Origin of the sequence: Dinghuibacter silviterrae (assembly GCF_004366355.1) — a bacterium.
Classification (GTDB): Bacteria; Bacteroidota; Bacteroidia; order Chitinophagales; family Chitinophagaceae; genus Dinghuibacter; species Dinghuibacter silviterrae.
Genome location: NZ_SODV01000002.1, coordinates 741,734 through 763,800, shown reverse-complemented (window position 1 = coordinate 763,800; position 22,067 = coordinate 741,734). Strand labels below are relative to the sequence as shown.

Sequence of the window (22,067 nt, the reverse complement as noted above, 5' to 3'; positions counted from 1 at the left end):
AGTGGGGCAAATATAGGATAGGGTTTTCAGTTGTTGACGAGCTTCATAGCCCCTTCTCCATACCGATTACCGGTATTGGGATAAGCGGCGAGGAGGTCGTCGACGGCCTTGAGGTCTGCCGGGCTGAGCACGAGGTCTGCGGAGGCGGCATTTTCTTCCAGGTATTTGCGGCGCTTTGTGCCGGGTATAGGGATGATGTCTTCCCCCTGGGCAAGTACCCAGGCCAGCGCCAGTTGGGCGGCGGTACAGCCTCTGGCGGCGGCCAGCCCGGCAAAACCCTTGGCCAGGTTTTCGTTGTTGACGCGGACCTCCTCCTGGAAGCGGGGCAGGGTTTTGCGGAAGTCGCCCTCGCCCAGACCGCTGACGTCCAGGGTGTTGGTGATCAGACCCCGGGACAGGGGGCTAAAGGGGACGAGGCTGATCCCCAGTTCCCGGCAAGCAGGCAGGATATCGGCTTCGAGGTCCCGGGTCAGGATCGAATATTCGGACTGCAGGGCGGCGATGGGATGGACAGCGCATGCTTTGCGCAGCGAGGCCGCGGACGCCTCGGACAATCCGAGGTAGCGGACCTTGCCTTCCCGCACGAGGTCGGCCATGGCCCCCACCATCTCTTCGATGGGAACGTTTGGATCGACGCGGTGGGCATAATAAAGATCGATCACGTCGACGCGTAACCGCTTCAGGTTGGCCTCAACGGCTGTTTTCATATAAGCGGGTGACCCGTCGAAGATGGTGCCCGGCTGGCCGGGAAAAGATTTGTCACCGGCCACGATCTTGCGAAATCCAAACTTGGTCGCGATAAAGATCTTGTCCCGGTTGGGCACCAGGACCTTGGAGACGAGCTCCTCGTTGGCGCCGTCGGCGTAGATGTCGGCGGTATCCCAGAAATTGATGCCGAGTTCGAGGGCGCGGTGAAGGGTGGCGATGGACTCCTTTTCGTCGGCAACGCCATAGCCGTGGTTCATACCCATGCAACCGAGGCCGAGGGCGGAAAGCTTTTCTCCTGTTTTTCCCAGAGTTCTATACTTCATAACGGAACGATTTGGTAGGGCAAAGATACGGGGCGGCGCGCCGGGGCGCTTTGTCCATTTCAAACGAAACCTTGCGCAAATCAAACAGCGAGGTCCCCGTCAAACAGCACGCGCCCCCAGCTCCGACAGCGCCGCGACGAGCACATCGAGCTCCGACGGCAGCGTGAATACGTTGGGTGTGATCCGGCAACCGTGGACCCCCGCCCCATCAATAGCGACCGTGTAAATCTTATACCGCTTCATCAGCGTATCGGCCAGGTCCGCGGGTTTCATCCCCTTGATCCCCACGTTGGCGATGCCGCACGCGCGGGCGGGGTCGGCGGGCGTATTCACCTCGACCCCGGGGAGGTTTCTCACCTTAACCGTCCAGTATTGCTGGAGATAACGCAGCCGGGCTTCTTTCCGGTCGGCGCCGAGCCGGAGATAGTAGTCAATGGCTGCTCCGACAGAAAGGTCCGTATATACCGGCAAGGTACCGGTATGGTTCAGGGTACCGATGCCCGTGATCGTGGGGTCAGGTTCGGGTAACAGGGGCCAGACGCCGGGGATACGGTCCTTCCGGACATATAACAAACCGGTTCCCAGGGGAGCGGCCAGCCATTTGTGCAGGCTGCTCCCGAAATAGTCACAACCGAGGTCCGGTATGGCGAATTTCAGGTGGGCGACCGTGTGGGCCCCGTCCACCATGACCGCTACGCCCCTGGCCCTGGCCATGTCGCAGATCTTGCGTACCGGCAGGATCTGGCCGGTGATGTTGATCATGTGGGAGACCATGAGGAGGCGGGTCTTTGGGGTTAGGGCGTTTGCATACAGCGACACGATTTCGTCGTCCGAAGCCGGAAGGTTTGGCACGGACACGATCTTGTTCACGACGCCGTAACGATCGGCGACCTGGCGGAACATCCGGAGCATGGAACCATAGTCCTGCTCGGCCATAACGGCCTCATCCCCTGCCTGCCAGTGGATACCCCCGATGATCATATCCAGGGATTCGGTCGTATTGCGGGTGATCACGAGCTCCTCGGGTGAACAGCCGGTCAGGTTCGCCACCCGTTCGGCCATGGCCCGTTTGTTGTCGAACTGGACGGTCCGCATATAGTGCGACCCCTGGTAGTTGATGTCCCGGATGTGGCGGACGAGCGCTTCGAGTGTTTCCTCCGGGATGATATTGTAGTACCCGTTTTCCAGGTTGATATAATCGGGGGTCAGCCGGTAGTCTACCCGGATCCCCTTCCAGAAGTCTTCTTCGGAGGCCAGGGCCTCGGGCGTCCGGTGCTCGAAACGGGAGACCCAGCGGCTCAAAGCGTCGCCGGTGAGGGGCAGTCCCAGTGCCATGCCTTTTACAAAGGTCCGTTTGTGCATATCAGTAGTAAAGTACTGTATCTTTCTGGAAAAATAAATGCCCGCCGGTTACTCCAACACGCCCCTCCTCAAAAAACTCGGTCTGAAGGAAGGTTTTCAGGTCCGGCTCTTCCATCCTCCGGCGTTCTATAAGGCGCTGATGCCGCAGGAGGCGCCCCGCGACGCCATCGAACTTGATTTTATCCACCTGTTCACGAATGCCCGCACAGAATTGGAAGAGCTATTGCCCGTCTGCAAAAAGGCCCTCGCCATGAACGGGATGCTTTGGATCTCCTGGTATAAAAAGGCCGCGGGCAAACCCACGGAGCTGAACGAGACGCTCGTCCGCGAAGCGGGGCTGGGCATAGGGCTGGTGGACGTCAAGGTCTGCGCGGTCGATGAGGATTGGTCGGGGCTGAAGTTTGTGTTCCGGCTGAAGGACCGCGTAAGCTAAAGCGCGCAGGCGCTGCGGACCGCGCGGGCTAAAGCCCGCTGGCGGCGGATGGCCCGGCGCGAAAAAGCCCGGTACCACGTGGGCACCGGGCGCGTATTTTTCATGGCATAATACGTTCGGGGCTACGTATGGCTCAAAGGATCCGGGGTCGCCACGGGCATGAGGATTTTAAGACGGAAGCTCGCGCCATAGTGGTCCTCCTCTTTGAGGAACTCATGTTTCTTTTTGCTGATCCAGTAAGTTTCGGTGTAGTGCATATCCTTGACGTGACCCTCGGTCACGAGCTTCCAGCAGTCGACCTCGGCGCCGCCGAGGGTTTGGATGACTTCGCTTCCCTTGACGCTGTATACGACATATTGGGGTGGGTCGAGGCCGGCGTCGTAGAAGTTGATGGCAAAGGCTCGCCCTTCGGCCAGCGGAAGCATTTCAAAGGTCTCGATGTCGAGGTTCCAGTTAAGGTTCGGCCGGGTGAAGGCCAGGGAAAAATCGTGAGCGGTGTTGCCCCATACGGTATCGGCGCCCTTGATCCCCTGATCGTCCCAGTTATAGGCAAAGACCTTTCCCCTTTTGATCTCTTCGTGATAGACGGGGGCAAAGTCAGCAACCTTGTTCACAGAGTATACCTCACGGTACATGGCCGTGTCCTGGCCGTACCAGTGCTGACTGATATGGAAAACGGGCACCCCGTCCCTGGTTTCCAGGTCGACGCGGCGGAGCCAGTACCAGAATACGAGGGTCTTTTTGCTGGCGGTATCCTGCATATAGATGAAGTACTGCCGGAGACCAGGCTTCAAATAAGCGGTAGACAGGTGTTTAACGGTGTCGACGTGCTGTGCGCGCGCCGCGGCCGGCGCCGCAACGAGGAGCACCATGGCCAACGGGCGAAGTTTTGCAAGAAGCGTCATAGCACAAAGTTGGCGCGCGCGTAGCCCCCCGGCAACACGATTCAATGGCCGGCGGGAAATTTTAAACCGGGCAAAGCGTTGAAAGATTACGGTCAGCCGTTGAAGGGCTCTATGGACGCTGTTATCCAAAGCCCAAAAAGGATTGTACTTTTAGGTCGATGAAACCTTTTTTTGAACGGGCCTCTACGAGAACGCTGCAATGGCTGATATGGATCTTCGTTTGCCTGATCATTTTCGTCACCTATGTCTCTGAAGACGGCTGGCGGCAGTCGGGTACCTACGCGGTACTGCACTGTCTGTTTTATGCCACCCTGATCTATACCAACATCCTTGTCCTTTTCCCCCGGTTATACGTCACCGGTAGGAGGACCTGGTATTTCATCTGCGTCGCGGCCCTTATCCTCGGCCTGGGGGTCATCCGGGGTTTTGTATACTGGTGGGTGTACAACACTTATTTTGCCGTCCAGCATGACGAGATGCTGATGAATACAATCTACAGCTGTATCCTTTCCAATATTTTTATTTACATCCTCAGCCTGGTTTTCCGGATCGCGCTGGCTTATTTCGGTTTGAAAAAACAAGCCCAGGAGATCCTGCTGCAAAAAAGCCAGGCAGAGCTCAACCTGTTGAAATCCCAGGTACAACCGCACTTCCTTTTCAACACGCTCAACAACATTTATTATGAATCTTACCGGGAGTCGCCCCGGACCGCGCTACTCATCGAACGCTTGTCGGAGATCATGCGGTATTTCGTGGACGAAAGCCCCAAACAATACGTCCAGTTGTCCACGGAAATCCGTTTCCTGGAAAATTATATGGCCCTGGAACAAATCCGCATCCGCTACGGGGTGCACATCCGGTTCACCAAAGAGTGCGACCCGGAAACGAGGGTACCCCCGATGTTGCTGATGACCTTTGTCGAGAATATTTTTAAACACGGGATCGACAAAACGAGCCCGCTCAATTCGGTGGACCTGGTCTTGTCGGGCGACCAAAACCGTCTCCGCTTCCGGACCCGGAATAAGCTCCACCGGCCACCGGGTACGGCCCCCGGCAGCGGCTTTGGCATCAAGAACCTGAGGGAGCGCCTGCGGATTTTGTTCGGGGAGGATTTCGAATTGGACACACACGTAGAAGGGCTTTATTTTGTAGCTTTCTTATCGATACCTGTACCATGCAACTAAGCTGTATCATTATCGACGACGAACCCAACGCGGTGGACCTCCTGGAGATGTTTATCCGCCAGGCCACGGGATGGACCCTTTGCCACAAATGCTATGACGCCCTGGAAGCCATGACGGTCCTGAAACAGCAACACGCGGACTTCGTTTTCCTTGACATCAATATGCCCCAGCTCAGCGGGATGGAGCTGGCGGCGCTGTTGCCGCCGGACACCCGGATCGTTTTTACGACCGCCTATTCGGAATACGCCCTGGACAGTTACAATTTCCCCACCATCGACTACCTGCTCAAACCCATTACGCTCAAACGCTTCCTGGCGGCCCAGCAAAAGGTGGAAGAGTATTTCACCACCCACCGGCCGGGGGAAACCGTGGCCACGGGCGGAACACCCACACCGGGTGACTATTTCTTTGTCAAGTCGGGGAAGGAACTGCGCAGGATTTTGCTGGACGACATCCTGTACTTCGAGGGAGAAAAGGAGTACGTGCGCCTGGTGACCGGAAAGGAGCAAATGCTCATCTACCGGCGGTTGAAGGATATCGACGACCAACTGTCGCTGCCCTTCGTACGGGTACACAATTCTTTTATCATAAACCTGCGTCAGCTACAGAAGATACAGGACAACCACGTCTATATCGGCACCAAACAGATCCCGATCAGCGAGAAGTACCGGGACGCCTTCATGGGGGTGATACAGAACAAGCTGTTTTAGGGCTTGTGCATTTTGCTGCCCATCGCCCGGTCTGCCAGGGTAAGGACATAAAAAAGAACGAGAAATACGCCCAAAAGAACGGCGCTGTTCCCGAGAACCATGGCATACCCGAGGTCGCCGGCGTTCAAAAAGGGATAGGGATACCAGCCAAGAAGTGCCCCCCTGCCAAGGGTATAGAGCAGGTATACCAGGGGATACAACAGCCAGGGCAAAGGAGCGCTTAACCCCAGGTTACCCTTGGGAACGAAGAGGATCCAATACACCAGGTAAAAGAGCGGGAGCACGGTATGCAGGAGGACGTCGGCCGCCCACTGGCTCCCGTGGGGGTTCCAAAGTTTGGCTAAGACGAGATGATAAACACCCCCCACGACCAGCATACAACCGGCGATCGCGGTTTGCACGGAAGCCCTGGAGAAAAATGCACCCATGCCCGACCGGGTATAAAAGAGGGCTACGCTCAGGCTAAAGGCTACGAGAAGGTTGGTGAGTATGGTAAAATAGCTAAAAAAGTTGCCCGTGGTCATGCCCAGCGTCTGACCCATCGCTTCTCCGGCCGAACGGATCAGGAAGAATTGAAGGATCAGTGTCACCCAACCTGCGATCGCGAGCAGGATCCGGCAGAGGACGGCAGGCAACGAATAGGATTCAAGCATAGCTGAAAGTAAGAAAAATTACTCACTCTTCCAGGATACGTAGCTGGCGCTCATAGTCGTATTGCAGGTCCTCGTGGAGCCCTTCCAGGGCCTTGCGGATCTTTTTGAGCTGCTGCGCAAAAAGGTTGACCATCTGGGTGCTCCGGTGGATCGGAATTTTGTCAGCCCTGATTTGTTTGCAAAAGAAAAGCAGCAACTCGACCTCAACCTCTTTACTGGCGGCATACCGGATGTGCTTGTTGGTCGTCCGCAACACCTTTCTCAAGGTCTTTTTCATCAGGTAGGGTTGTGTGTTGACTTCCTTGAGCTGTTCCCTGATCTCCACCTTTGCGCCCTCCATATAGCCCGTGAGGTCGTGTGCCTCGAACAACAGGAAGGTGAGTAACTCTTTATTCTCCTTTTTGTATTTGGCAAGCCGGAGACAAGCCTCCACCAATTCGGCCGGGGGCAAGGTCGCCAGCTCTTTTTTCAGATCGTGAATCGTCGCCGCATTCATTTTATTGTTTTAACAATTATATGTATCTTATTGAGATACCAAATCTATACGTATGAGGATACTTCGGGATTATCTCACATTGTTATTTTTAACTATCTATTTCAGCGCTAACGCTCAGACACATGTTATCAAAGGTAAGGTGACGGACGCCACCACCGGCCAACCGGTGGACGGGGCGGCGATCCGTCTCAAAAGTACGGGCCGGGGTACCACCACCAACGCGGACGGTTTTTTTAGCCTCTCGGCCCCGGCGGGGGCTGTGCTCCAGGTCAGCAGTGTAGGGTATGCCGCCGTCGAGGTCCCCGTTGCCGAGGGACTGATGGAGATCCGGCTGACCCCTTCCGTTTCGGAGGTTGCCCAGGTTGTCATGGTCGGTTCGAGACGGCCGCGGGTCAGCACGGAATCAAGCACGCCCGTGGACGTCATCAACATTGGGTCCGTGGCGAGCACAACGGCCAAACCGGACATGACGTCGCAACTCAATATGTCGGTGCCTTCCTTCAACTACAATAAGCAAAGCGGCGGAGACGGGGCGGATGCCATCGACCTGGCCACGCTCCGGGGCCTGGGGCCGGACCAAACGCTGGTCCTCATCAACGGCAAGCGGAGACACCAGACCGCTTTCGTGGCGCTTTTCGGCACGCGCGGCCGGGGCAATTCGGGAACGGACCTGAACGCCATCCCCACGGCAGCCATCGACCGGGTGGAGATCCTGAGGGACGGGGCCTCCGCACAGTACGGTTCGGACGCCATCGCCGGGGTGATCAACATCATCCTCAAACGGGACGTGGGCAAGTTTACCGCTTCGGCGGGCTGGTCGGGGTATTACGATCACCAGTTCAACGCCCTCCACGCGATCCAGCCCAGCCAGTATGTGACGGGCAAATGGGTCGACGGACAGACGGGTACGGTCGGCCTGCACTATGGTATTCCCCTTGGTAAGAACGGCGGCTTCCTGGACATGTCGGGTAACCTGATGATCCAGGGCAAGACCTTCCGCCAGGTGCGGGATACCAACGTCTGGACCAACCCGAAAGCCCTTACGATCAACACCGGGCGACGCGCCAACGGAGACGGCTCCGTCACCTCGGGCGGCGTGATGCTGAATTCGGAAGTGCCGCTCGGACCCAGCAAGAAATCCACCTTCTATGCGTTTGGTGGTTACAACTATAAATACTCCAACGTCTACGCCTATAGCCGGAACTTCTCCGGCAGCCCGGGCCGCTTTCCTACGGATGCGAACGGCGACCTGATCTATGTGCCGGGTATCATGCGCCTGGTGGACCCCAGCGCCCCGGTGGATACAAACCCCAACACCATCACCTCTGCCAACGACGTGTACTTCAATCCCCAGGAAGGCGTACACATCACCGACGGCTCCCTGGCCGTTGGCGTTAGGGGTACGTTCCCGGGCGGCATGGACTGGGATTTCAGCAACAACACCGGTGGCAACAATTTCCACTATCACGGTATAAAGACCTTCAACGCTTCCTTAGGCGCTGCGGGAGCCAACCGGAACACTTTTAACGACGGTGGCTTTTACCTCTTGCAGAACACGACCAACGCCGACTTTTCCAAAACTTATGCCCACGTAGCCTCCGGTTTGACGTTTAGCTTCGGAGCGGAATACCGCTATGAACAATACAGCATCTATAAAGGCGAAGAGGCGTCCTATACCAGCTATGCCGCGGGCAAGGCCGCCGGTTCCCAGGGCTTCCCGGGTTTCCAACCCGCCGACGTGGTAAAAGCCAACCGGTCGAACATTGCGGGCTATGCGGAAGCGGAGCTGGATGTAACAAAAAAATGGCTGTTGGATGGCGCCGTGCGGCTGGAGAACTATAACGATTTCGGATTCGTTAATACGTATAAACTCTCCTCGCGGTACAAGATCACGCCGACTTTCAATGTAAGGGGATCGGTGTCCACCGGTTTCCGCGCGCCTTCCCTGCAACAGATTTATTTCAGCAATACGGAGACCAACGTCCAGGCGGGTTCCATCAGCGTCGTCAAGATCTGTCCCAACGACAACCCCATCACCGAGGCCGCGGGTATTCCCAAACTCAAACAGGAAAAGTCCTTTAACGCCAGTCTTGGTTTTTCCTGGAAGGCCATGCCCGGCCTGACATTCACCGTAGACGGCTACGTCGTCAAGATCATGAACCGGGTGGTGCTCACCGGAGAGTTCGACACGTCCATCCACGCCATTGCAGCGGCCCTCAACGCCTTGGGGGTCAACGACGCCCAGTTCTTTGCCAACGCGGTCAACACGACCAACTTCGGCCTGGACGTGGTGGCAGACTATACGTTGCGCCTCAACCGGCGTGAGAACATCAAGGTCCTTTTTGCGGGGAACGTGAACCACCTGAACATCGACAAGATCAACATCCCCGCCGCCCTGGCCATCGATTACAACCACGAACAGACCTTTTTCAGCGACCGCGAACAGGATTTCGTCAAGGCCTCCGCTCCTCCCGAAAAACTGGACCTCAACCTGGAGTACAATTGCAATAAATTCAGCGTAGGCACGCACCTTACCTACTTCGGCAAGATCGTCCTGCTGGGCTACGGGTATTCCAACCAATCCGGCACCTTCCCACCCACGGTCAGCCTGGACAAAGACCCCAACACCAATGTGCTGGAGCAGTTCAACTACAACGGCAAGCTGGTCACGGACCTGTATCTCGGCTACCGGTTCACCAAACACATCAATGCCAACATCGGCGTGGATAACCTCTTCAACGTGCACCCGGATCTTGGTGCCGTACCAGGGGCCCACTACTCCGGGTATGACGGGGAGACCGGCGGCCCCTGGGACGCCGTGCAAATGGGCTTTGACGGGCTGAGGATGTTTGGGAAGGTCGGCTTTAGCTTCTAGGCAGTTTTCCTATCTTCGTCCCCCATGACGAAGTATCTCTTTTTTATCGCCTACGGCAAACGGGACATTTTCCATGAGTGCAAATACGCCTTACTCCGCCTGATTGCCGTATACGATGCTGTAAAAACCGCTCCCCCGGAGGTGATCATCTATACCGACACCCCGGGGGAGTTTGTTTTATTCCAGGACCGGTTGACACTCCATATACACCCCATCACCACCGAACAGGTCCGTGCCTGGAGGGGGGAAATCGACTTTGTTTTCCGGCCAAAAATTGAAATGCTCCTGGACCTGACCATCCGTTACTCGGGGAAGCTGCTGTACCTGGATTGCGACACGTATTGTCTGCAGCCCCTCGACGGCCTGTTCGACACGCTCACCTCTTCCGGGGTGGTCATGCACAACTGCGAAGGGTCCATCGGTTCGCTGACGAATGTACACATCAAGAAATGGCGGGCTTTTTTAAAACGCATGCCCGGTATGTTGGATGCCCTGACCATGGATATGTGGAACGCGGGTACGATCGGTTTTGATACGGTGTTCGCCCCGCTGCTGGAAGAAGTATTGTCGCTGACGGACAAGCTCCACCCAAAGTTCCGCCGCCACACCGTCGAACAATTTGCTTTTGGATATACCTTTCAGAAACACGGATTGCACATCCACCCCGCCACCCCCTTCCTGTTCCACTACTGGAACCTGAAAGAATACCGCGTGATCCTGGATCACTTCTTTACCAAGTATGCGTCCGCGTCGCTTGCGGTCCTGCTGGAGAAAAGCGCGCTGATCCTGCCGGAGATCATTCACCCGGACAAGATGGCGTATGAGCGGATCTCTTCCTTACAACGCCGGTTTATGAAATGGAGGGGGAAGGACTGGAGGATTCAGCCTTACCTGCGGCTCCTGGATGAGTAGCGCCGCCGGAGTGGCCCTGATGCGCGCCGTTCGCGTGACCCTGGTTCGCGCCGCCCGCGTGCTGGCCCTGTGGCCGGGGTCCGCCGCCCTGGCCGTTGTGCTGGGGCTTGCCGCCACGATGCTGGCCGTTGCCGCCGTGGCCTTGCGGACGACCGCCGCCGTGACCACTCTGCTGGCCTTGGGGACGACCGCTGTGCTGCCCCTGGGGTTTGCCGCCGCCATGGCCCTGGGGCCGGCCGCCCTTGCGTCCCCCGCCTTTGCCGCCTTTTCCACGGCCCGCGCCGCCACTGCCCCCGCGGCTCTTCGGATTGTAGGCCGGCGTGGCCCCGAATTCCTCCGGTACCACCGCCTTGGTCACTTCTTTGCCGAGCAGTTGCTCGATGCGCGCAAACTTCCTTTGTTCCTGTTCGGTCACAAAAGTATAGGCGGTGCCGTCTGCGGCCGCCCTGGCGGTACGCCCGATCCGGTGGACATAGTCCTCACCGTCGTTGGGGACGTCATAGTTGATGACGAGGTCGATGTCGTCTATGTCGATGCCGCGGCTCAGGATGTCCGTGGCCACGAGGATCTTGATGCGTTTGGCCCTGAACTGGGAGAGGGATTCCTCCCGCTGGCTTTGTTCGAGTTCGGAGTGGATTTCCCCGACTGAAAAATTGGCGCGTTTGAGTTCGCGGTACAACGCCTTGACGTTCTGGATACGGGAGCAAAACACCAAAACGCTGTTGAATTCCTTTAGCCGCAGGACGTGCTTGACCAGCGGCGCCTTTTGGGCCTCGTAGACCACAAAGGCTTCCTGGACGATCTTTTCCGGCGGTTTGGAGATCGCGATATTGACCTCCAGCGGATCGTGGAGGATCCTCCGGGCCAGGTCCCTGATCTTCGGAGGCATGGTCGCAGAGAAAAGAAGGTTCTGACGCTGCTCGGGCAGGTAAGAAATGATCTGGACGATGTCTTCGTGAAAACCCATGTCCAGCATACGGTCTGCCTCGTCCAGGACAAGGTATTTGACACCGGCTGTTTTGACGTATCCCATCTTGAGGTGGGTCAGCATACGGCCGGGTGTACAGATCAGGATGTCTACCCCGGTGGACAGGGCCTTTTTCTCGATGCTGAAAAGGTTCCCGTCGCTGCCGCCATAGACGGCAATGGAGGAGATGTCGGTATAATACAGGATGCCTTCAAGGATCTGGGCAATCTGGATGGCGAGCTCCCGCGTGGGCACAATCACCATGGCGTTTACCTGGTGCGGATCGTGCGGGAGGGTCAGTAGCTTATGAACGATAGGCAAAAGAAAGGCGGCGGTCTTACCGGTCCCCGTCTGGGCGGAAGCGATGATGTCCCTGCCATCAAGAATGGGCGGGATGACTTGCTCCTGCACAGGGGTGGCTGTTACGTATCCCATCGAATCAATCCCATCCATCAAATCATCGTCAAAGCCAAAATCTATAAACTCCAAAGTATAGGTCGTTAAATGATAAAATTGATGCAAAGATACGCCGTATCTGCCAAATTGGCTCTTTTCTTATATTCGCGGGGTATGCGACACCTATCGATGGTTACTTTGCTGACCGGCGTCTTCGCGGTTGCGTCGGGGGCGGCGCGGGCTCAGACGACGGCTATCGCCCTTCCGGCGCGGCCGAACATCATCTTCATCCTGGCGGACGACCTGGGATACGGCGACACGGGCCCTTACGGCCAGCGGCTGATCCGCACCCCGAGCATCGACGCCCTGGCCGCCTCCGGCAGGGTCTTTACCCAGATGTACGCCGGGACATCTGTCTGCGCGCCCTCCCGGTGCTCCCTGATGACCGGTTTGCATACCGGTCACGCCTATATCCGGGGGAACAAGGAGGTGAAACCCGAGGGACAGGAACCCCTCCCCGGTTCGGCGGTCACCCTGGCTGCAGTGCTGAAAAAGGCCGGGTATACCACCGGGGCGTTTGGCAAGTGGGGGTTGGGACCGGTGGGAAGTACCGGCGATCCCCTGCGGCAGGGCTTCGACGTCTTCTACGGCTACAACTCCCAGTTGGAATCACACCGTTACTATCCAACACACCTTTGGGACAACGACCGCCGGGTGCCCCTGGAGGGTGTCTATGCGCCGGACCTTATCCAAAAGCGTTTGCTGTCGTTTATCGACAGGCAGGCGGGCGGGGGCGATCACGCCGGAGGGCGGCCTTTTTTCCTTTACGCGGCGTATACCCTCCCCCACGCGGAACTCGTCGTGCCGGACGACAGCATTTTCGAGTCCTACGTAGGACGGTTCCCTGAAAAACCGTATAAGGGCGATGACTCCACGGTGGGCGGGTATTCTTCCCAACCCTACCCACACGCCACGTACGCGGCCATGGTCACCCGCCTGGACCGGTATGTAGGGCAGATCATGGTGAAATTGAGGGAAAAAGGGTTGGATTCGAATACCCTCGTCATCTTTACCAGCGACAACGGTCCCCATGTAGAGGGCGGGAACGACCCTGCCTTCTTCAATAGCGCGGGTGGCCTCCGCGGGGTCAAACGAGACCTGTATGAAGGGGGCATCCGGGAACCTTTTATCGCCCGCTGGCCGGGACAGATCCCGGCCGCCAGCCGGAGTACCTTTATCGGCGCCTTTTGGGATATGCAGCCCACGTTCGCCGCGCTGGCGGGAGCGCCCGGCCTGCCGGGCCCGGATGGCCTATCGATCGTGCCCGCGCTGACCGGTAGCGGCACGCAACCCGAGCATCCCTGGCTTTACTGGGAGTTCCACGAAGATGGCGGACACCAGGCCGTGCGTCAGGGACGCTGGAAGGCCGTGCGGCTGCACGTGGACAAGGGGCCTGGCGGGCCGGTAGAACTCTATGATCTGGAAAAGGATCCGTCGGAACAACATAACGTGGCAGCCGGCCATCCCGATGTCGCGCGGACGTTGGCCGCCATCATGGACAGCGCGCACATCCCCTCTTCTCTTTTCCCCTTCGGATATGAGCATTAATACAACCAATATGACCCGTTTACTTTTATCCACCCTCCTCGCCTGCCTGTGCTTAGGGGCCAGGGGCCAGGGCAAGCACCCAAACATCGTCATCATCTTTATGGACGACATGGGATACGGAGACCCCGAATGTTACAACGGCCTCCTGTACCACACGCCCAACATCAACCGTCTTGCGGCGGAAGGGATGCGGTTTACAAACTTCTATGCCGCCCAGGCGGTGTGCACGGCCTCGCGGGCGGCCCTTCTGACGGGTTGCTATCCCAACCGCCTGGGGATTTCCGGGGCCTTTGGACCCTGGACCCGCATCGCCCTCAATCCAAAAGAAGAGACGCTCGCCTCCATGCTCAAATCGGCGGGGTATCATACGGGTATGATCGGGAAGTGGCACCTCGGCAGCAAAGCGCCCTTTTTCCCCATCCATTACGGCTTTGACGAATACCTCGGACTTCCCTACTCCAACGACATGTGGCCCGTAGATTATAATGGGAAACCCATGACGGACACGGCGGACTGGCGGTACAAATGCCCGCCCCTTCCCCTGATCGAAGGAGACTCGACCATCCGGTATATCCGGAACCTTGACGACCAGGGCGAACTAACGGGGATCTATACCCGAAGAGCGTGCCGGTTTATCCGGGACAACAAAGACCACCCCTTCTTCCTCTACCTGGCCCATTCGATGGTCCACGTACCGATCGCGGCGTCCGCGGCCTTCCGGGGCAAGAGCGGCCAGGGTCTTTTTGCGGACGTGATGCTGGAAGTGGACTGGTCGGTCGGTGAGATCATGCGCACCCTGAAAGAGGCGGGCGTGGACCGGAATACGCTGGTCATTTTCACCAGCGATAACGGACCCTGGCTGGCTTATGGGAACCACGCCGGCAACACCGGGGGTTTGCGCGAAGGAAAGGGTACCAGTTGGGAAGGTGGTCAGCGCGAACCTTGCCTCATGCGCTGGCCGGACGTCATCCCCGCGGGAACCGTCTGTAACCGGATAGCCGCTACCCTGGATGTGTTGCCGACGCTGGCGCGCATCGCCGGTTGCTCATTGCCGGCGAACCGTATCGACGGCGTAGATATCTACGCACTGCTCAAAGGTGACCCCACGGCCCACCCCAGGGATGAGCTCGTGTATTATTACCACACGAACAGCCTGGAAGGCGTCCGCCAAGGGCAGTGGAAACTCGTGGTCCCCCACCGGAGCCGGACCTATAAACTGAACATGCCCGGCCGCGACGGGTATCCCGGTAAACAGCCGGACATAGACGTCCCCATGGCGTTGTACGACCTCAGCACCGACCCGGGGGAAACCCTCGACGTACAGTCGGAGCATCCCGATATCGTCCGGGAGCTCCAGGCGCTGGTCGATAAATACCGCGCGGACTTAGGGGACGACCTGACCCACACGCCGTGCAGCGGTTGCCGGGCGCCGGCGACGATTCCGTAAATTTTTTCGCATATTTGCGCTATGGATCAGTCTACCAAATTACTAGGGTTATTGACACTCGCCCTTTGGGGTTGCCAGGGGGCGCCCACGAGTGGGGCCGCGGCGCGCGCGGGTGACACCGCTGTGCGGGCCGCCCAGGGCAAGGCGCTTTCGTGCGCGAGCAACTTGCCGGCGCGGCCGGTGGCAACCACTGCGGTGGCTGCGACAATGCAAGTGGAGCCGCCCGGCCATGTCTCCCACACCGGCATGCTCCTCATCCCCGCCGGTACCTACCTCATGGGCGCAGCCGACCAGGACGGCCGCCCCGACGAATACCCGGCACACGCGGTGCGGCTCGATAGCTTTTGGATAGACGCCACGGAGGTCACCAATGCCGAGTTTAGAAAATTCGTGGAGGCCACGCACTATGTGACCACGGCGGAGATCAAACCGGACTGGAATGAACTCCAAAAACAAGTCCCGCCGGGTACGCCAAAACCACCGGACAGCGTGCTGGTGGCGGGGTCGTTGGTGTTTACGCCACCGGATCACGCGGTGCCTTTGGACGACGTCAGCCAGTGGTGGACGTGGACAAAGGGCGCGAACTGGAAACATCCCGGTGGGCCGCGTACGGACATCAAAGGCAAGGACAACTATCCCGTCGTCCAGGTCAGTTGGGAGGACGCCGCCGCCTACGCGCGCTGGGCGGGGAAGCGTTTGCCCACGGAAGCGGAATGGGAATACGCGGCAAGGGGTGGGTTAAAAGGACAACCTTTTCCGTGGGGGCGAGAAGACGTCAGCACAGGGAAGCCGAAAGCCAATACCTGGCAAGGACATTTTCCCAACCTCAATACACGATGGGATGGCTTTTACGGTTTGTCACCCGTGGGCAGATTCGCACCCAACGGGTACGGCCTTTTCGACATGGTGGGTAATGTGTGGGAGTGGTGCAGCGACTGGTATGACGAAGGAACCTACGCCGCGGAGGCGGGCAGCATTGTCGTCAATCCTCGGGGACCCGCTACAGGCAACGATCCCATGGAACCGGGTGTACCGAAGAAGGTCGTGCGCGGGGGGTCCTTTCTTTGCAACGCAACCTATTGTAAAGGATACCGGGTATCCTCCCGGATGAAAACCTCTCCGGACACGGGATTGGAACACACCGGGTTCAGGTGTGTATCGTCGAGGTAGCTTATTCAGCAACGGCAACAGCTACCACCGGCTCTACATCGAACTCGAACAAGTCGCGGGGATGAACCTGGAGGGCGTCTGACAACTCAAACAGTGTGTTGAGTGTGATGTTCATTCTACCCTTTTCGATCTTCCCGATCTTGCTGTGGTCCAGATTACAACGGTAGGATAGCTCACGAAGCGCTAGTTTTTGGCTTTCCCTTAGTTGTTGCAATCGAGCCCCCAATTTCTTTTGCAGTATGAGTTTCTGTTCTTTATCCATAGAAGGCTGGCTTACAAGCCTGAGCATTAAAGTCTACATTTTCAGAATATATTGTGTGGCCGATGGAAACCACATACGGAAAATAGTTCAAAAAATTTAGTTTTCGCTCAAAAAAGTGGCTATCAGGGGATTTCACATGGGGCAAAAACTTATTTAGTCACCTTGAAACAATCTAGTCGGCGGCTCACCTCCAGCAGGGCACGGCTGTTGTGGTAGGGGCATTTCCAAAGGCCTGCTTTGTCTTCTCCCTGCATCAGGCTATTGTCCTCGTGCAGCCCCCACACCCATTCTCCACCCTCGTGATCGATGATGCGGCGATCGATAAAATTCCAGACGCGTTCGAAGCGCTCCAGGTAGACGGCGTCACCGCTGATCTGCCACGCATGGACAAGACCGGCCATGGCTTCCGCCTGGACCCACCAGTGTTTTTCCTTGCGCCAATGCCCGCGGGAGGGTTCATATTCGTAATAGAGCGCACCGTCGGGGGCCAGGCCTTTGCAGGCGGCGTCTACCATGTCCAGGGCGGCCCTTCGCAAAAAGGCATCGTTGCTCCCGATCACCTCCGCCGCTTCCAGCAACAACCAGGAGGCTTCGATGTCGTGCCCGAAGGAAATGGTATCCGACCGCGGTGTCCAGTCCTCGTCCAGAAAAAGCACCAGGTGATGGGTGCGCGGGTTGATCATGTAGTGAAGAAAGTCCGTGATCAGGCGGCCGGTCTGTACCCGGAGCCCGTCGTCCTTCCACACCCTATACAGGTTCGTGTACGCTTCCAGGATGTGGAGGTGGGTATTCATCGTCTTTTTTTCGTTGGCGTCCTTGGCGCTGAGCCGCATATCACCCAACGCCGACCAGTCTCGGGCAAAGGCCTCCAGGTAGCCGCCCCTGGTCGGATCGAAACTGTGCGTCTCTATATCCCGGTACAAACGGATCGCCTCGTCCAGCGCTTCTTTTGAACCCGTGGCGGCCGCGTATTCCGTCAGACCGTATATCGTAAAGGCTAAGGCGTAGACCTGTTTTTTGGTATCAAGGGGTTTTCCTTTCGCATCCACCGTCCAGTAGACACCGCCGTATTCGCGGTCGATGAAGTGCGCCCGTATGTAGTCAAAAGCCCGGGTGGCGGTTTGAAGGTAGGCGGTTTGGGGGTCCTGCTTATATGCCGCGGCAAAAGTCCAGAGAATGCGTGCGTTCAACACAGACCCCTTGGGGGCCCCCGGCTCCACCTCATTGTTGGCATGTATTTGCCCGTAAAAACCGCCGGCCGGGTCGATCGTATGGTCCATCCAGAAGTCCAGGATGTTCATCAGCGCCTTTGAAAAATCGAGGATATTGGTCATTACCCAAAACTAAGTACCTATACCCATTCTGACCAATACTATTTTAACACTTTATAGCGACCATACTAATAATTGTCAGAAGAACACTTTTAGAAGGTCCAATGGATTTGGACTTCGGAGGAGTAGTCCAATAGTACTTTTTTAACTATTTTCAACCCAAATTTGACACTTCCCCTTGGGAAAATGCCTGGAAGTCCGTAATTTAAATGCATGAATGCGAACATCATCAGGGAAATCACCCCCCTGACCCAGAACGATTGCTTTATGATTTTTTCCAGGGTGAAGACACGTTTTGATTTTCCCTTGCACTACCACGAAGAATACGAGCTTAACCTGATTCTCAACGCAAAGGGCGCCAAAAGGATTGTCGGAGATCATATTGAGGTCATAGACGACCTGGAACTGGTTCTGGTGGGCCCCAACCTCTCCCACGCCTGGTTCACCCACCAAAGCGAAGGCAAAGAAATCACCGAAGTCACCATCCAGTTTCACAAGGACCTGTTGGACGACCGTTTCCTCCGGAAGAACCAGCTCAGCTTTATCCGGACCATGCTCGAACACGGACAAAGGGGCGTACTTTTTGCCCGCGACACCATCGAACGGCTCAAAGACCGCATCCTGGGGTTAAACCGGAAGGCGGGGTTCGATTCTGTGCTGGAGCTTTTTTCCATCCTCCACGACCTGTCTACTTCCCGGAACATACGCACGCTTTCGGACGCCTCTTTCAACAGCGGCACCCTTCACTTCAACAGCCGGCGGATCGAAAAGGTCTTCCAGTACATGAACGACAACTACAGCAAACCCATCACGCTGGCGGATGTGGCCAAGATCGCCAATATGCCGGAAGCCTCCTTCAGCCGTTTTGTCAAAAAGCGTACAGGGAGTACATTTATCAACAGCCTCAACGAAATCCGCCTGGGGAATGCGTCGCGGATGCTCATCGAGAGTACCCACAGTATTGCGGAGATCGCTTATGACTGCGGATTTAACAATATCTCCAACTTCAATAGGATCTTCAAGAAAAAGAAGTCTTGCACACCGAAGGAGTTTCGGGAGAATTTCTCCGGGAGCCGGATATTCATTTAGTCTTCGAGCTTGTCGTACCAGGTTTTCTTCAGGATAAGCGCGATCACGATCAATATGCCGACGGTAATCGCGAGCGGTCCCTTCATCATCAGCACAATGTACATCGGCAGGATCGTCAGACACAACTGTCCGACAATCCCGAGTGCCACGTTGAACATGTCCATGCCAAAGCGCTTGTTGGCTTTGAAGTCCGGGTCCTCCGCCACGACCAGCTGGTGGATGGGACCCCATATACCCCACGGCCTGACGGTCTTGTAGAATGTCTTGAGGGTTTCGGTTTCCGTGGGCGGGGTCAGGAGCGTCCCGGCAATACAGCCGCCTAAGGAAAGGAGGAAAAGGAGGGGAAAATAATACAGGCTGACCGTATCCGGGAAAATATACGGCAGGATCAACGCGGGGATGATGCCCGCCAGCATACCCCAAAAGAAGCCGCTGGCGTTGAACCGCCACCAGTGCCACTTCAGGACGTTGGCCGCGACATAGCCCCCATACAGGGCCGACACGATCCATTGGAGGATGCTGTTGACGTCTTGTACAAAAAGCCCCAGGATGATGCCCGTCAGCGCAACGACCAGCCCGCTGGCGTAGTTCATCCGGCTGATGGTTTTGTTGCTGGCGTCCGGCTCCACGTATTTCAGGTAGATGTCGTTGACGATATAGGCCTGGGCCGCGTTGAGGGTTCCGGCAAAAGTACCCATGAACGCCGCCAGGAGCCCGGCCAGCAGCAACCCCATAAGACCCACCGGTACGAAGTTCATGATGGCGGAGGGGAGGATCTTCTCGAAGTCGATGCCCGCAGCCGAATGAAGGTCCAGTTGGTTGTAGTGCAACAAGGCCAGGACCACAAAGCCGATGATCATGGCATACCGGATCGGCAACAGCAACACGGAAACGAGGCCGCTCATTTTGGCGGCGTCCTTCGGAGACCGGGTGGACAAAATCTTTTGCATATCGTAATTGGGTGCCGGCCCCGCCAGGCTGGCGAGTATGCCCTTAAACAACATGAGGGAAAAGAAAATCCCAAACAGGGAGTACCCGTCGCTTTTGATCTTGGCGTTGACCTCGGCAATTTTCCCCGTCCAGTCGAGGTCGTCAAGGTGTGTATGGAAAAAGGGGTTGAACCAGCCCTCGGGCACGTTCAGGACATGACCCGCCAGGTTCTTCATCGCGATGACCGCGATAACGATCGCGGCCACCCCCATGATGACGTATTTGAGGACGTCTCCGATGACGATGCTGGTCATCCCCCCGAGGATGGCGTAAAAGACAGCAAAAGAAGTAAAGACGATACCGTAAAAGTGCGGCACATACGCCGGTGGCACACGGAAAGGCACGTAAGGCGCGATGACCTTGAAGGGGATAAAGATCTCGACAAATTTCCCCAAACCGACAAAACCATAAGCCATAAACCCAAGACAGCTCAGCAACGCAAACACCACCACGATCGTATGGGAAGAGCGAACACCCCTTCCCATGCCGAACCGCGTACCGATCCATTCCGCGCCCGTCGTTACTCCCGAACGGCGCAGCCAGACCGACAAATACATCATAAGGAATATCTGATTAAAAACGGGCCATAACCAAGGGATCCAGATGCTTTTGAGCCCGTACACGAAGGAAAGGGTCACCATCCACATGGTCCCGGAAATATCGAACATGTCAGAGGCATTGGACATGCCCAGCATATACCAGGGGAGCTTTTTCCCGGCCAGCATATACGCTGTTTTGCTCGTCCGCGCTCTTTTTCTTAGGATCAGACCAAGAAGGATAACCGCAGTCAGGTACACCAGGATGATCAGAACGTCCACCAGTTGCAATCTCATATAAGCAGGCAATTCTTTGTCAAATCTAGCGGAGGGCCCCGCTCTCAACTAATAGTTTTTTACCCTTTTGTGAAAAAATAAAAGCCCGGAGGTTCACTCCGGGCCTATTGTATCGATGTGCACGATGTTGCTTATTTGTATACAGGATTGTACAGGGTGTTGCCCGGGATTTCTACTTCCGGCTTACCGGCATAAGCGTGGGTATACAACGCATAACTGCCGCCAAGGACAAGGGCGAGGATAAGGGCGACCTGGACATAGAACAAAAAGCGGGAAGAGCTTACCCAACTGTAGGCGAAGTCTTTCTGCTTGGTTTCGATAACTTCAGTAACGTGTTCCTGTGACATATTTTTACTGGCTTTTGCTGGGCGAAGATAGGTCTTTTTCCATAATCTCATCAAAGGTTTTGACCCCCCGGACAAAGTACTCCCAAACCACGCTCCCGGCGTACATCCCGTCGGGGGGCATGATCCTTTTTGGGGGCCAGGCGCCGGGTTTGGAACGGGAGAAAAGCCAACACCAGACCTGGGCGTGGGCCTGGAGAATGGCCTTCCAGTAGACCACGTTGCCGTGGGCGAGCTCCCGGTAAGCCGCCACGATGTCCAACAGGTAGCGCAGCGGGAAAACCCAGCAAAGACGGCCGTAAGGCATGTTCTTCAGGAGCAGGAGCAGGTTGTTGCGGTAGTTGAGCATGACCTTCCGCCGGTTGCCCTTGGGCAGGGTCCCTCCGCCTACATGGTACACAACCGAGGCCGGGCAGGCAAACAACCGGTACCCCGCGGCCTGAAGCCTCCAGCATAGGTCGATCTCTTCCTGGTGGGCAAAAAAATACGGATCCAGCCCCCCCGTTTCGTGAAAAACCCTGGCACGGATGAACAGGGCCGCGCCCGACGCCCAGGAAATGGGCGCCACGCTGTCGTACTGCCCGTGGTCGATTTCGCAGGTTTCAAAGATGCGCCCCCGCGCAAAGGGGTATCCCAACACGTCCATCCAGCCCCCCGCCGCCCCGGCATACTCAAAGCTTTGCCGGTCGTGGTAAGCCAGGATTTTGGGTTGGCAGGCGCCGATGCCCGGGTCCCCGTCCATCAGTGCTTTCAGGGGCTCCAGCCATCCGGGGGTCACTTCCACGTCCGAGTTCAGGAGGACGTAGTAGTCGGCGGACACCTTTGCCAGGGCTTCGTTATAGCCGAGGGCATAGCCGCCGTTGGTGCTGTTGCGGATAACCTTGACCGTGGGGAAGGTTTTTTCTACGAAGGAGACGGAATCGTCCGTGGAGGCGTTGTCCGCCAGGATCACCTCTACCGCGGCCCCGGCTGACGCCAGGACGCCCGGCAGAAACTGTTCAAGGTACGATCGGCCGTTCCAGTTGAGGATCACTATTGCGATGGTGGACATGGGGGGCAAAAATACAGG

The 22,067-nt window shown here is 56.9% G+C and carries 20 protein-coding genes; 9 read left to right on the top strand and 11 right to left on the bottom strand.

The window, feature by feature from the left end; translation table 11 throughout:
* Nucleotides 1-26: 26 nt before the first annotated feature.
* Both EDB95_RS20460 and EDB95_RS20455 read right to left on the bottom strand, forming a co-directional pair.
* On the bottom strand, nucleotides 27-1,031 hold the full coding sequence (locus tag EDB95_RS20460) for an aldo/keto reductase (RefSeq protein ID WP_133996507.1): 1,005 nt from the start codon (nucleotides 1,029-1,031) through the stop codon (nucleotides 27-29).
* Nucleotides 1,032-1,130: 99 nt separating this feature from the next.
* The gene (locus EDB95_RS20455; protein WP_133996504.1) at nucleotides 1,131-2,393 is read right to left on the bottom strand and encodes an aminotransferase class V-fold PLP-dependent enzyme; all 1,263 of its coding nucleotides are present in this window, start codon (nucleotides 2,391-2,393) and stop codon (nucleotides 1,131-1,133) included.
* Between the two features lie 37 nt (nucleotides 2,394-2,430).
* Here EDB95_RS20455 and EDB95_RS20450 point away from each other — a divergent pair, with 37 nt between their 5' ends.
* Nucleotides 2,431-2,826: a DUF3052 family protein gene (locus tag EDB95_RS20450; RefSeq protein ID WP_133996501.1), complete on the top strand. Its 396-nt coding sequence runs from the start codon at nucleotides 2,431-2,433 to the stop codon at nucleotides 2,824-2,826.
* A gap of 122 nt (nucleotides 2,827-2,948) precedes the next feature.
* On the opposite strand, the gene EDB95_RS20445 is transcribed toward EDB95_RS20450, so the two are convergent.
* Nucleotides 2,949-3,731: a DUF3108 domain-containing protein gene (locus tag EDB95_RS20445; protein WP_133996498.1), complete on the bottom strand. Its 783-nt coding sequence runs from the start codon at nucleotides 3,729-3,731 to the stop codon at nucleotides 2,949-2,951.
* A 158-nt stretch (nucleotides 3,732-3,889) separates the two neighbouring features.
* Here EDB95_RS20445 and EDB95_RS20440 point away from each other — a divergent pair, with 158 nt between their 5' ends.
* Together EDB95_RS20440 and EDB95_RS20435 are read left to right on the top strand one after the other, a co-directional pair.
* The gene (locus tag EDB95_RS20440) at nucleotides 3,890-4,915 is read left to right on the top strand and encodes a sensor histidine kinase (protein WP_133996496.1); all 1,026 of its coding nucleotides are present in this window, start codon (nucleotides 3,890-3,892) and stop codon (nucleotides 4,913-4,915) included.
* Nucleotides 4,906-5,625: a LytR/AlgR family response regulator transcription factor gene (locus EDB95_RS20435; protein WP_133996493.1), complete on the top strand. Its 720-nt coding sequence runs from the start codon at nucleotides 4,906-4,908 to the stop codon at nucleotides 5,623-5,625. Before EDB95_RS20440 ends, EDB95_RS20435 begins: the two co-directional genes overlap by 10 nt.
* Here the strand turns inward: EDB95_RS20435 and EDB95_RS20430 are convergent.
* The gene (locus tag EDB95_RS20430; protein ID WP_133996490.1) at nucleotides 5,622-6,278 is read right to left on the bottom strand and encodes a Pr6Pr family membrane protein; all 657 of its coding nucleotides are present in this window, start codon (nucleotides 6,276-6,278) and stop codon (nucleotides 5,622-5,624) included. The two genes, EDB95_RS20435 and EDB95_RS20430, sit on opposite strands and share 4 nt — an antisense overlap.
* A 22-nt stretch (nucleotides 6,279-6,300) precedes the next feature.
* Entirely contained in the window at nucleotides 6,301-6,774 is a 474-nt protein-coding gene (locus tag EDB95_RS20425; protein ID WP_133996487.1) for a hypothetical protein, read from the bottom strand.
* A 139-nt stretch (nucleotides 6,775-6,913) separates the two neighbouring features.
* Between EDB95_RS20425 and EDB95_RS20420 the strand changes: the two genes are divergently transcribed.
* Nucleotides 6,914-9,649, top strand: a complete 2,736-nt coding sequence (locus tag EDB95_RS20420) for a TonB-dependent receptor (RefSeq protein WP_162852704.1) — start codon at nucleotides 6,914-6,916, stop codon at nucleotides 9,647-9,649.
* 24 nt (nucleotides 9,650-9,673) lie between these two features.
* Nucleotides 9,674-10,561 (top strand): hypothetical protein, encoded by an 888-nt coding sequence (locus EDB95_RS20415; RefSeq protein WP_133996481.1) that lies wholly within the window; start codon nucleotides 9,674-9,676, stop codon nucleotides 10,559-10,561.
* Here the strand turns inward: EDB95_RS20415 and EDB95_RS20410 are convergent.
* Nucleotides 10,500-12,017, bottom strand: a complete 1,518-nt coding sequence (locus EDB95_RS20410; protein ID WP_133996479.1) for a DEAD/DEAH box helicase — start codon at nucleotides 12,015-12,017, stop codon at nucleotides 10,500-10,502. The two genes, EDB95_RS20415 and EDB95_RS20410, sit on opposite strands and share 62 nt — an antisense overlap.
* Before the next feature lie 81 nt (nucleotides 12,018-12,098).
* Between EDB95_RS20410 and EDB95_RS20405 the strand changes: the two genes are divergently transcribed.
* Genes EDB95_RS20405 through EDB95_RS20395 form a run of 3 tightly spaced genes read left to right on the top strand, consistent with a single transcriptional unit; the run spans nucleotide 12,099 to nucleotide 16,149 of the window.
* Nucleotides 12,099-13,532, top strand: a complete 1,434-nt coding sequence (locus tag EDB95_RS20405) for an arylsulfatase (protein WP_133996477.1) — start codon at nucleotides 12,099-12,101, stop codon at nucleotides 13,530-13,532.
* A gap of 10 nt (nucleotides 13,533-13,542) precedes the next feature.
* A complete protein-coding gene (locus EDB95_RS20400; protein ID WP_133996474.1) occupies nucleotides 13,543-14,979 on the top strand; it encodes a sulfatase family protein in 1,437 nt (478 codons plus the stop codon).
* Nucleotides 14,980-15,000: 21 nt separating this feature from the next.
* Nucleotides 15,001-16,149: a formylglycine-generating enzyme family protein gene (locus EDB95_RS20395; RefSeq protein ID WP_133996472.1), complete on the top strand. Its 1,149-nt coding sequence runs from the start codon at nucleotides 15,001-15,003 to the stop codon at nucleotides 16,147-16,149.
* A gap of 1 nt (nucleotide 16,150) precedes the next feature.
* On the opposite strand, the gene EDB95_RS20390 is transcribed toward EDB95_RS20395, so the two are convergent.
* Nucleotides 16,151-16,411, bottom strand: coding sequence for a helix-turn-helix domain-containing protein (locus EDB95_RS20390; RefSeq protein WP_133996470.1), 261 nt, complete (start codon nucleotides 16,409-16,411; stop codon nucleotides 16,151-16,153).
* Between the two features lie 149 nt (nucleotides 16,412-16,560).
* The gene (locus EDB95_RS20385; protein ID WP_133996467.1) at nucleotides 16,561-17,745 is read right to left on the bottom strand and encodes an AGE family epimerase/isomerase; all 1,185 of its coding nucleotides are present in this window, start codon (nucleotides 17,743-17,745) and stop codon (nucleotides 16,561-16,563) included.
* Between the two features lie 210 nt (nucleotides 17,746-17,955).
* Here EDB95_RS20385 and EDB95_RS20380 point away from each other — a divergent pair, with 210 nt between their 5' ends.
* Nucleotides 17,956-18,831, top strand: coding sequence for a helix-turn-helix domain-containing protein (locus tag EDB95_RS20380; protein WP_133996464.1), 876 nt, complete (start codon nucleotides 17,956-17,958; stop codon nucleotides 18,829-18,831).
* Here EDB95_RS20380 and EDB95_RS20375 read toward each other — a convergent pair.
* The 3 genes from EDB95_RS20375 to EDB95_RS20365 form a co-directional block, all read right to left on the bottom strand.
* Nucleotides 18,828-20,654, bottom strand: a complete 1,827-nt coding sequence (locus EDB95_RS20375; RefSeq protein WP_133996461.1) for a sodium:solute symporter family protein — start codon at nucleotides 20,652-20,654, stop codon at nucleotides 18,828-18,830. The two genes, EDB95_RS20380 and EDB95_RS20375, sit on opposite strands and share 4 nt — an antisense overlap.
* A 131-nt stretch (nucleotides 20,655-20,785) precedes the next feature.
* A complete protein-coding gene (locus EDB95_RS20370) occupies nucleotides 20,786-21,001 on the bottom strand; it encodes a hypothetical protein (protein ID WP_133996458.1) in 216 nt (71 codons plus the stop codon).
* A 4-nt stretch (nucleotides 21,002-21,005) separates the two neighbouring features.
* The gene (locus tag EDB95_RS20365; protein ID WP_133996455.1) at nucleotides 21,006-22,049 is read right to left on the bottom strand and encodes a glycosyltransferase family 2 protein; all 1,044 of its coding nucleotides are present in this window, start codon (nucleotides 22,047-22,049) and stop codon (nucleotides 21,006-21,008) included.
* Nucleotides 22,050-22,067 lie beyond the last annotated feature (18 nt).

What these genes read in the sequence shown, in the direction of transcription:
- EDB95_RS20460 (WP_133996507.1), bottom strand. Translation starts at nt 1,031, where the DNA reads ATGAAGTATAGAACTCTGGGAAAAACAGGAGAAAAGCTTTCCGCCCTC.
- EDB95_RS20455 (WP_133996504.1), bottom strand. Translation starts at nt 2,393, where the DNA reads ATGCACAAACGGACCTTTGTAAAAGGCATGGCACTGGGACTGCCCCTC.
- EDB95_RS20450 (WP_133996501.1), top strand. Translation starts at nt 2,431, where the DNA reads ATGCCCGCCGGTTACTCCAACACGCCCCTCCTCAAAAAACTCGGTCTG.
- EDB95_RS20445 (WP_133996498.1), bottom strand. Translation starts at nt 3,731, where the DNA reads ATGACGCTTCTTGCAAAACTTCGCCCGTTGGCCATGGTGCTCCTCGTT.
- EDB95_RS20440 (WP_133996496.1), top strand. Translation starts at nt 3,890, where the DNA reads ATGAAACCTTTTTTTGAACGGGCCTCTACGAGAACGCTGCAATGGCTG.
- EDB95_RS20435 (WP_133996493.1), top strand. Translation starts at nt 4,906, where the DNA reads ATGCAACTAAGCTGTATCATTATCGACGACGAACCCAACGCGGTGGAC.
- EDB95_RS20430 (WP_133996490.1), bottom strand. Translation starts at nt 6,278, where the DNA reads ATGCTTGAATCCTATTCGTTGCCTGCCGTCCTCTGCCGGATCCTGCTC.
- EDB95_RS20425 (WP_133996487.1), bottom strand. Translation starts at nt 6,774, where the DNA reads ATGAATGCGGCGACGATTCACGATCTGAAAAAAGAGCTGGCGACCTTG.
- EDB95_RS20415 (WP_133996481.1), top strand. Translation starts at nt 9,674, where the DNA reads ATGACGAAGTATCTCTTTTTTATCGCCTACGGCAAACGGGACATTTTC.
- EDB95_RS20405 (WP_133996477.1), top strand. Translation starts at nt 12,099, where the DNA reads ATGCGACACCTATCGATGGTTACTTTGCTGACCGGCGTCTTCGCGGTT.
- EDB95_RS20400 (WP_133996474.1), top strand. Translation starts at nt 13,543, where the DNA reads ATGACCCGTTTACTTTTATCCACCCTCCTCGCCTGCCTGTGCTTAGGG.
- EDB95_RS20395 (WP_133996472.1), top strand. Translation starts at nt 15,001, where the DNA reads ATGGATCAGTCTACCAAATTACTAGGGTTATTGACACTCGCCCTTTGG.
- EDB95_RS20390 (WP_133996470.1), bottom strand. Translation starts at nt 16,411, where the DNA reads ATGGATAAAGAACAGAAACTCATACTGCAAAAGAAATTGGGGGCTCGA.
- EDB95_RS20385 (WP_133996467.1), bottom strand. Translation starts at nt 17,745, where the DNA reads ATGACCAATATCCTCGATTTTTCAAAGGCGCTGATGAACATCCTGGAC.
- EDB95_RS20380 (WP_133996464.1), top strand. Translation starts at nt 17,956, where the DNA reads ATGAATGCGAACATCATCAGGGAAATCACCCCCCTGACCCAGAACGAT.
- EDB95_RS20375 (WP_133996461.1), bottom strand. Translation starts at nt 20,654, where the DNA reads ATGAGATTGCAACTGGTGGACGTTCTGATCATCCTGGTGTACCTGACT.
- EDB95_RS20370 (WP_133996458.1), bottom strand. Translation starts at nt 21,001, where the DNA reads ATGTCACAGGAACACGTTACTGAAGTTATCGAAACCAAGCAGAAAGAC.
- EDB95_RS20365 (WP_133996455.1), bottom strand. Translation starts at nt 22,049, where the DNA reads ATGTCCACCATCGCAATAGTGATCCTCAACTGGAACGGCCGATCGTAC.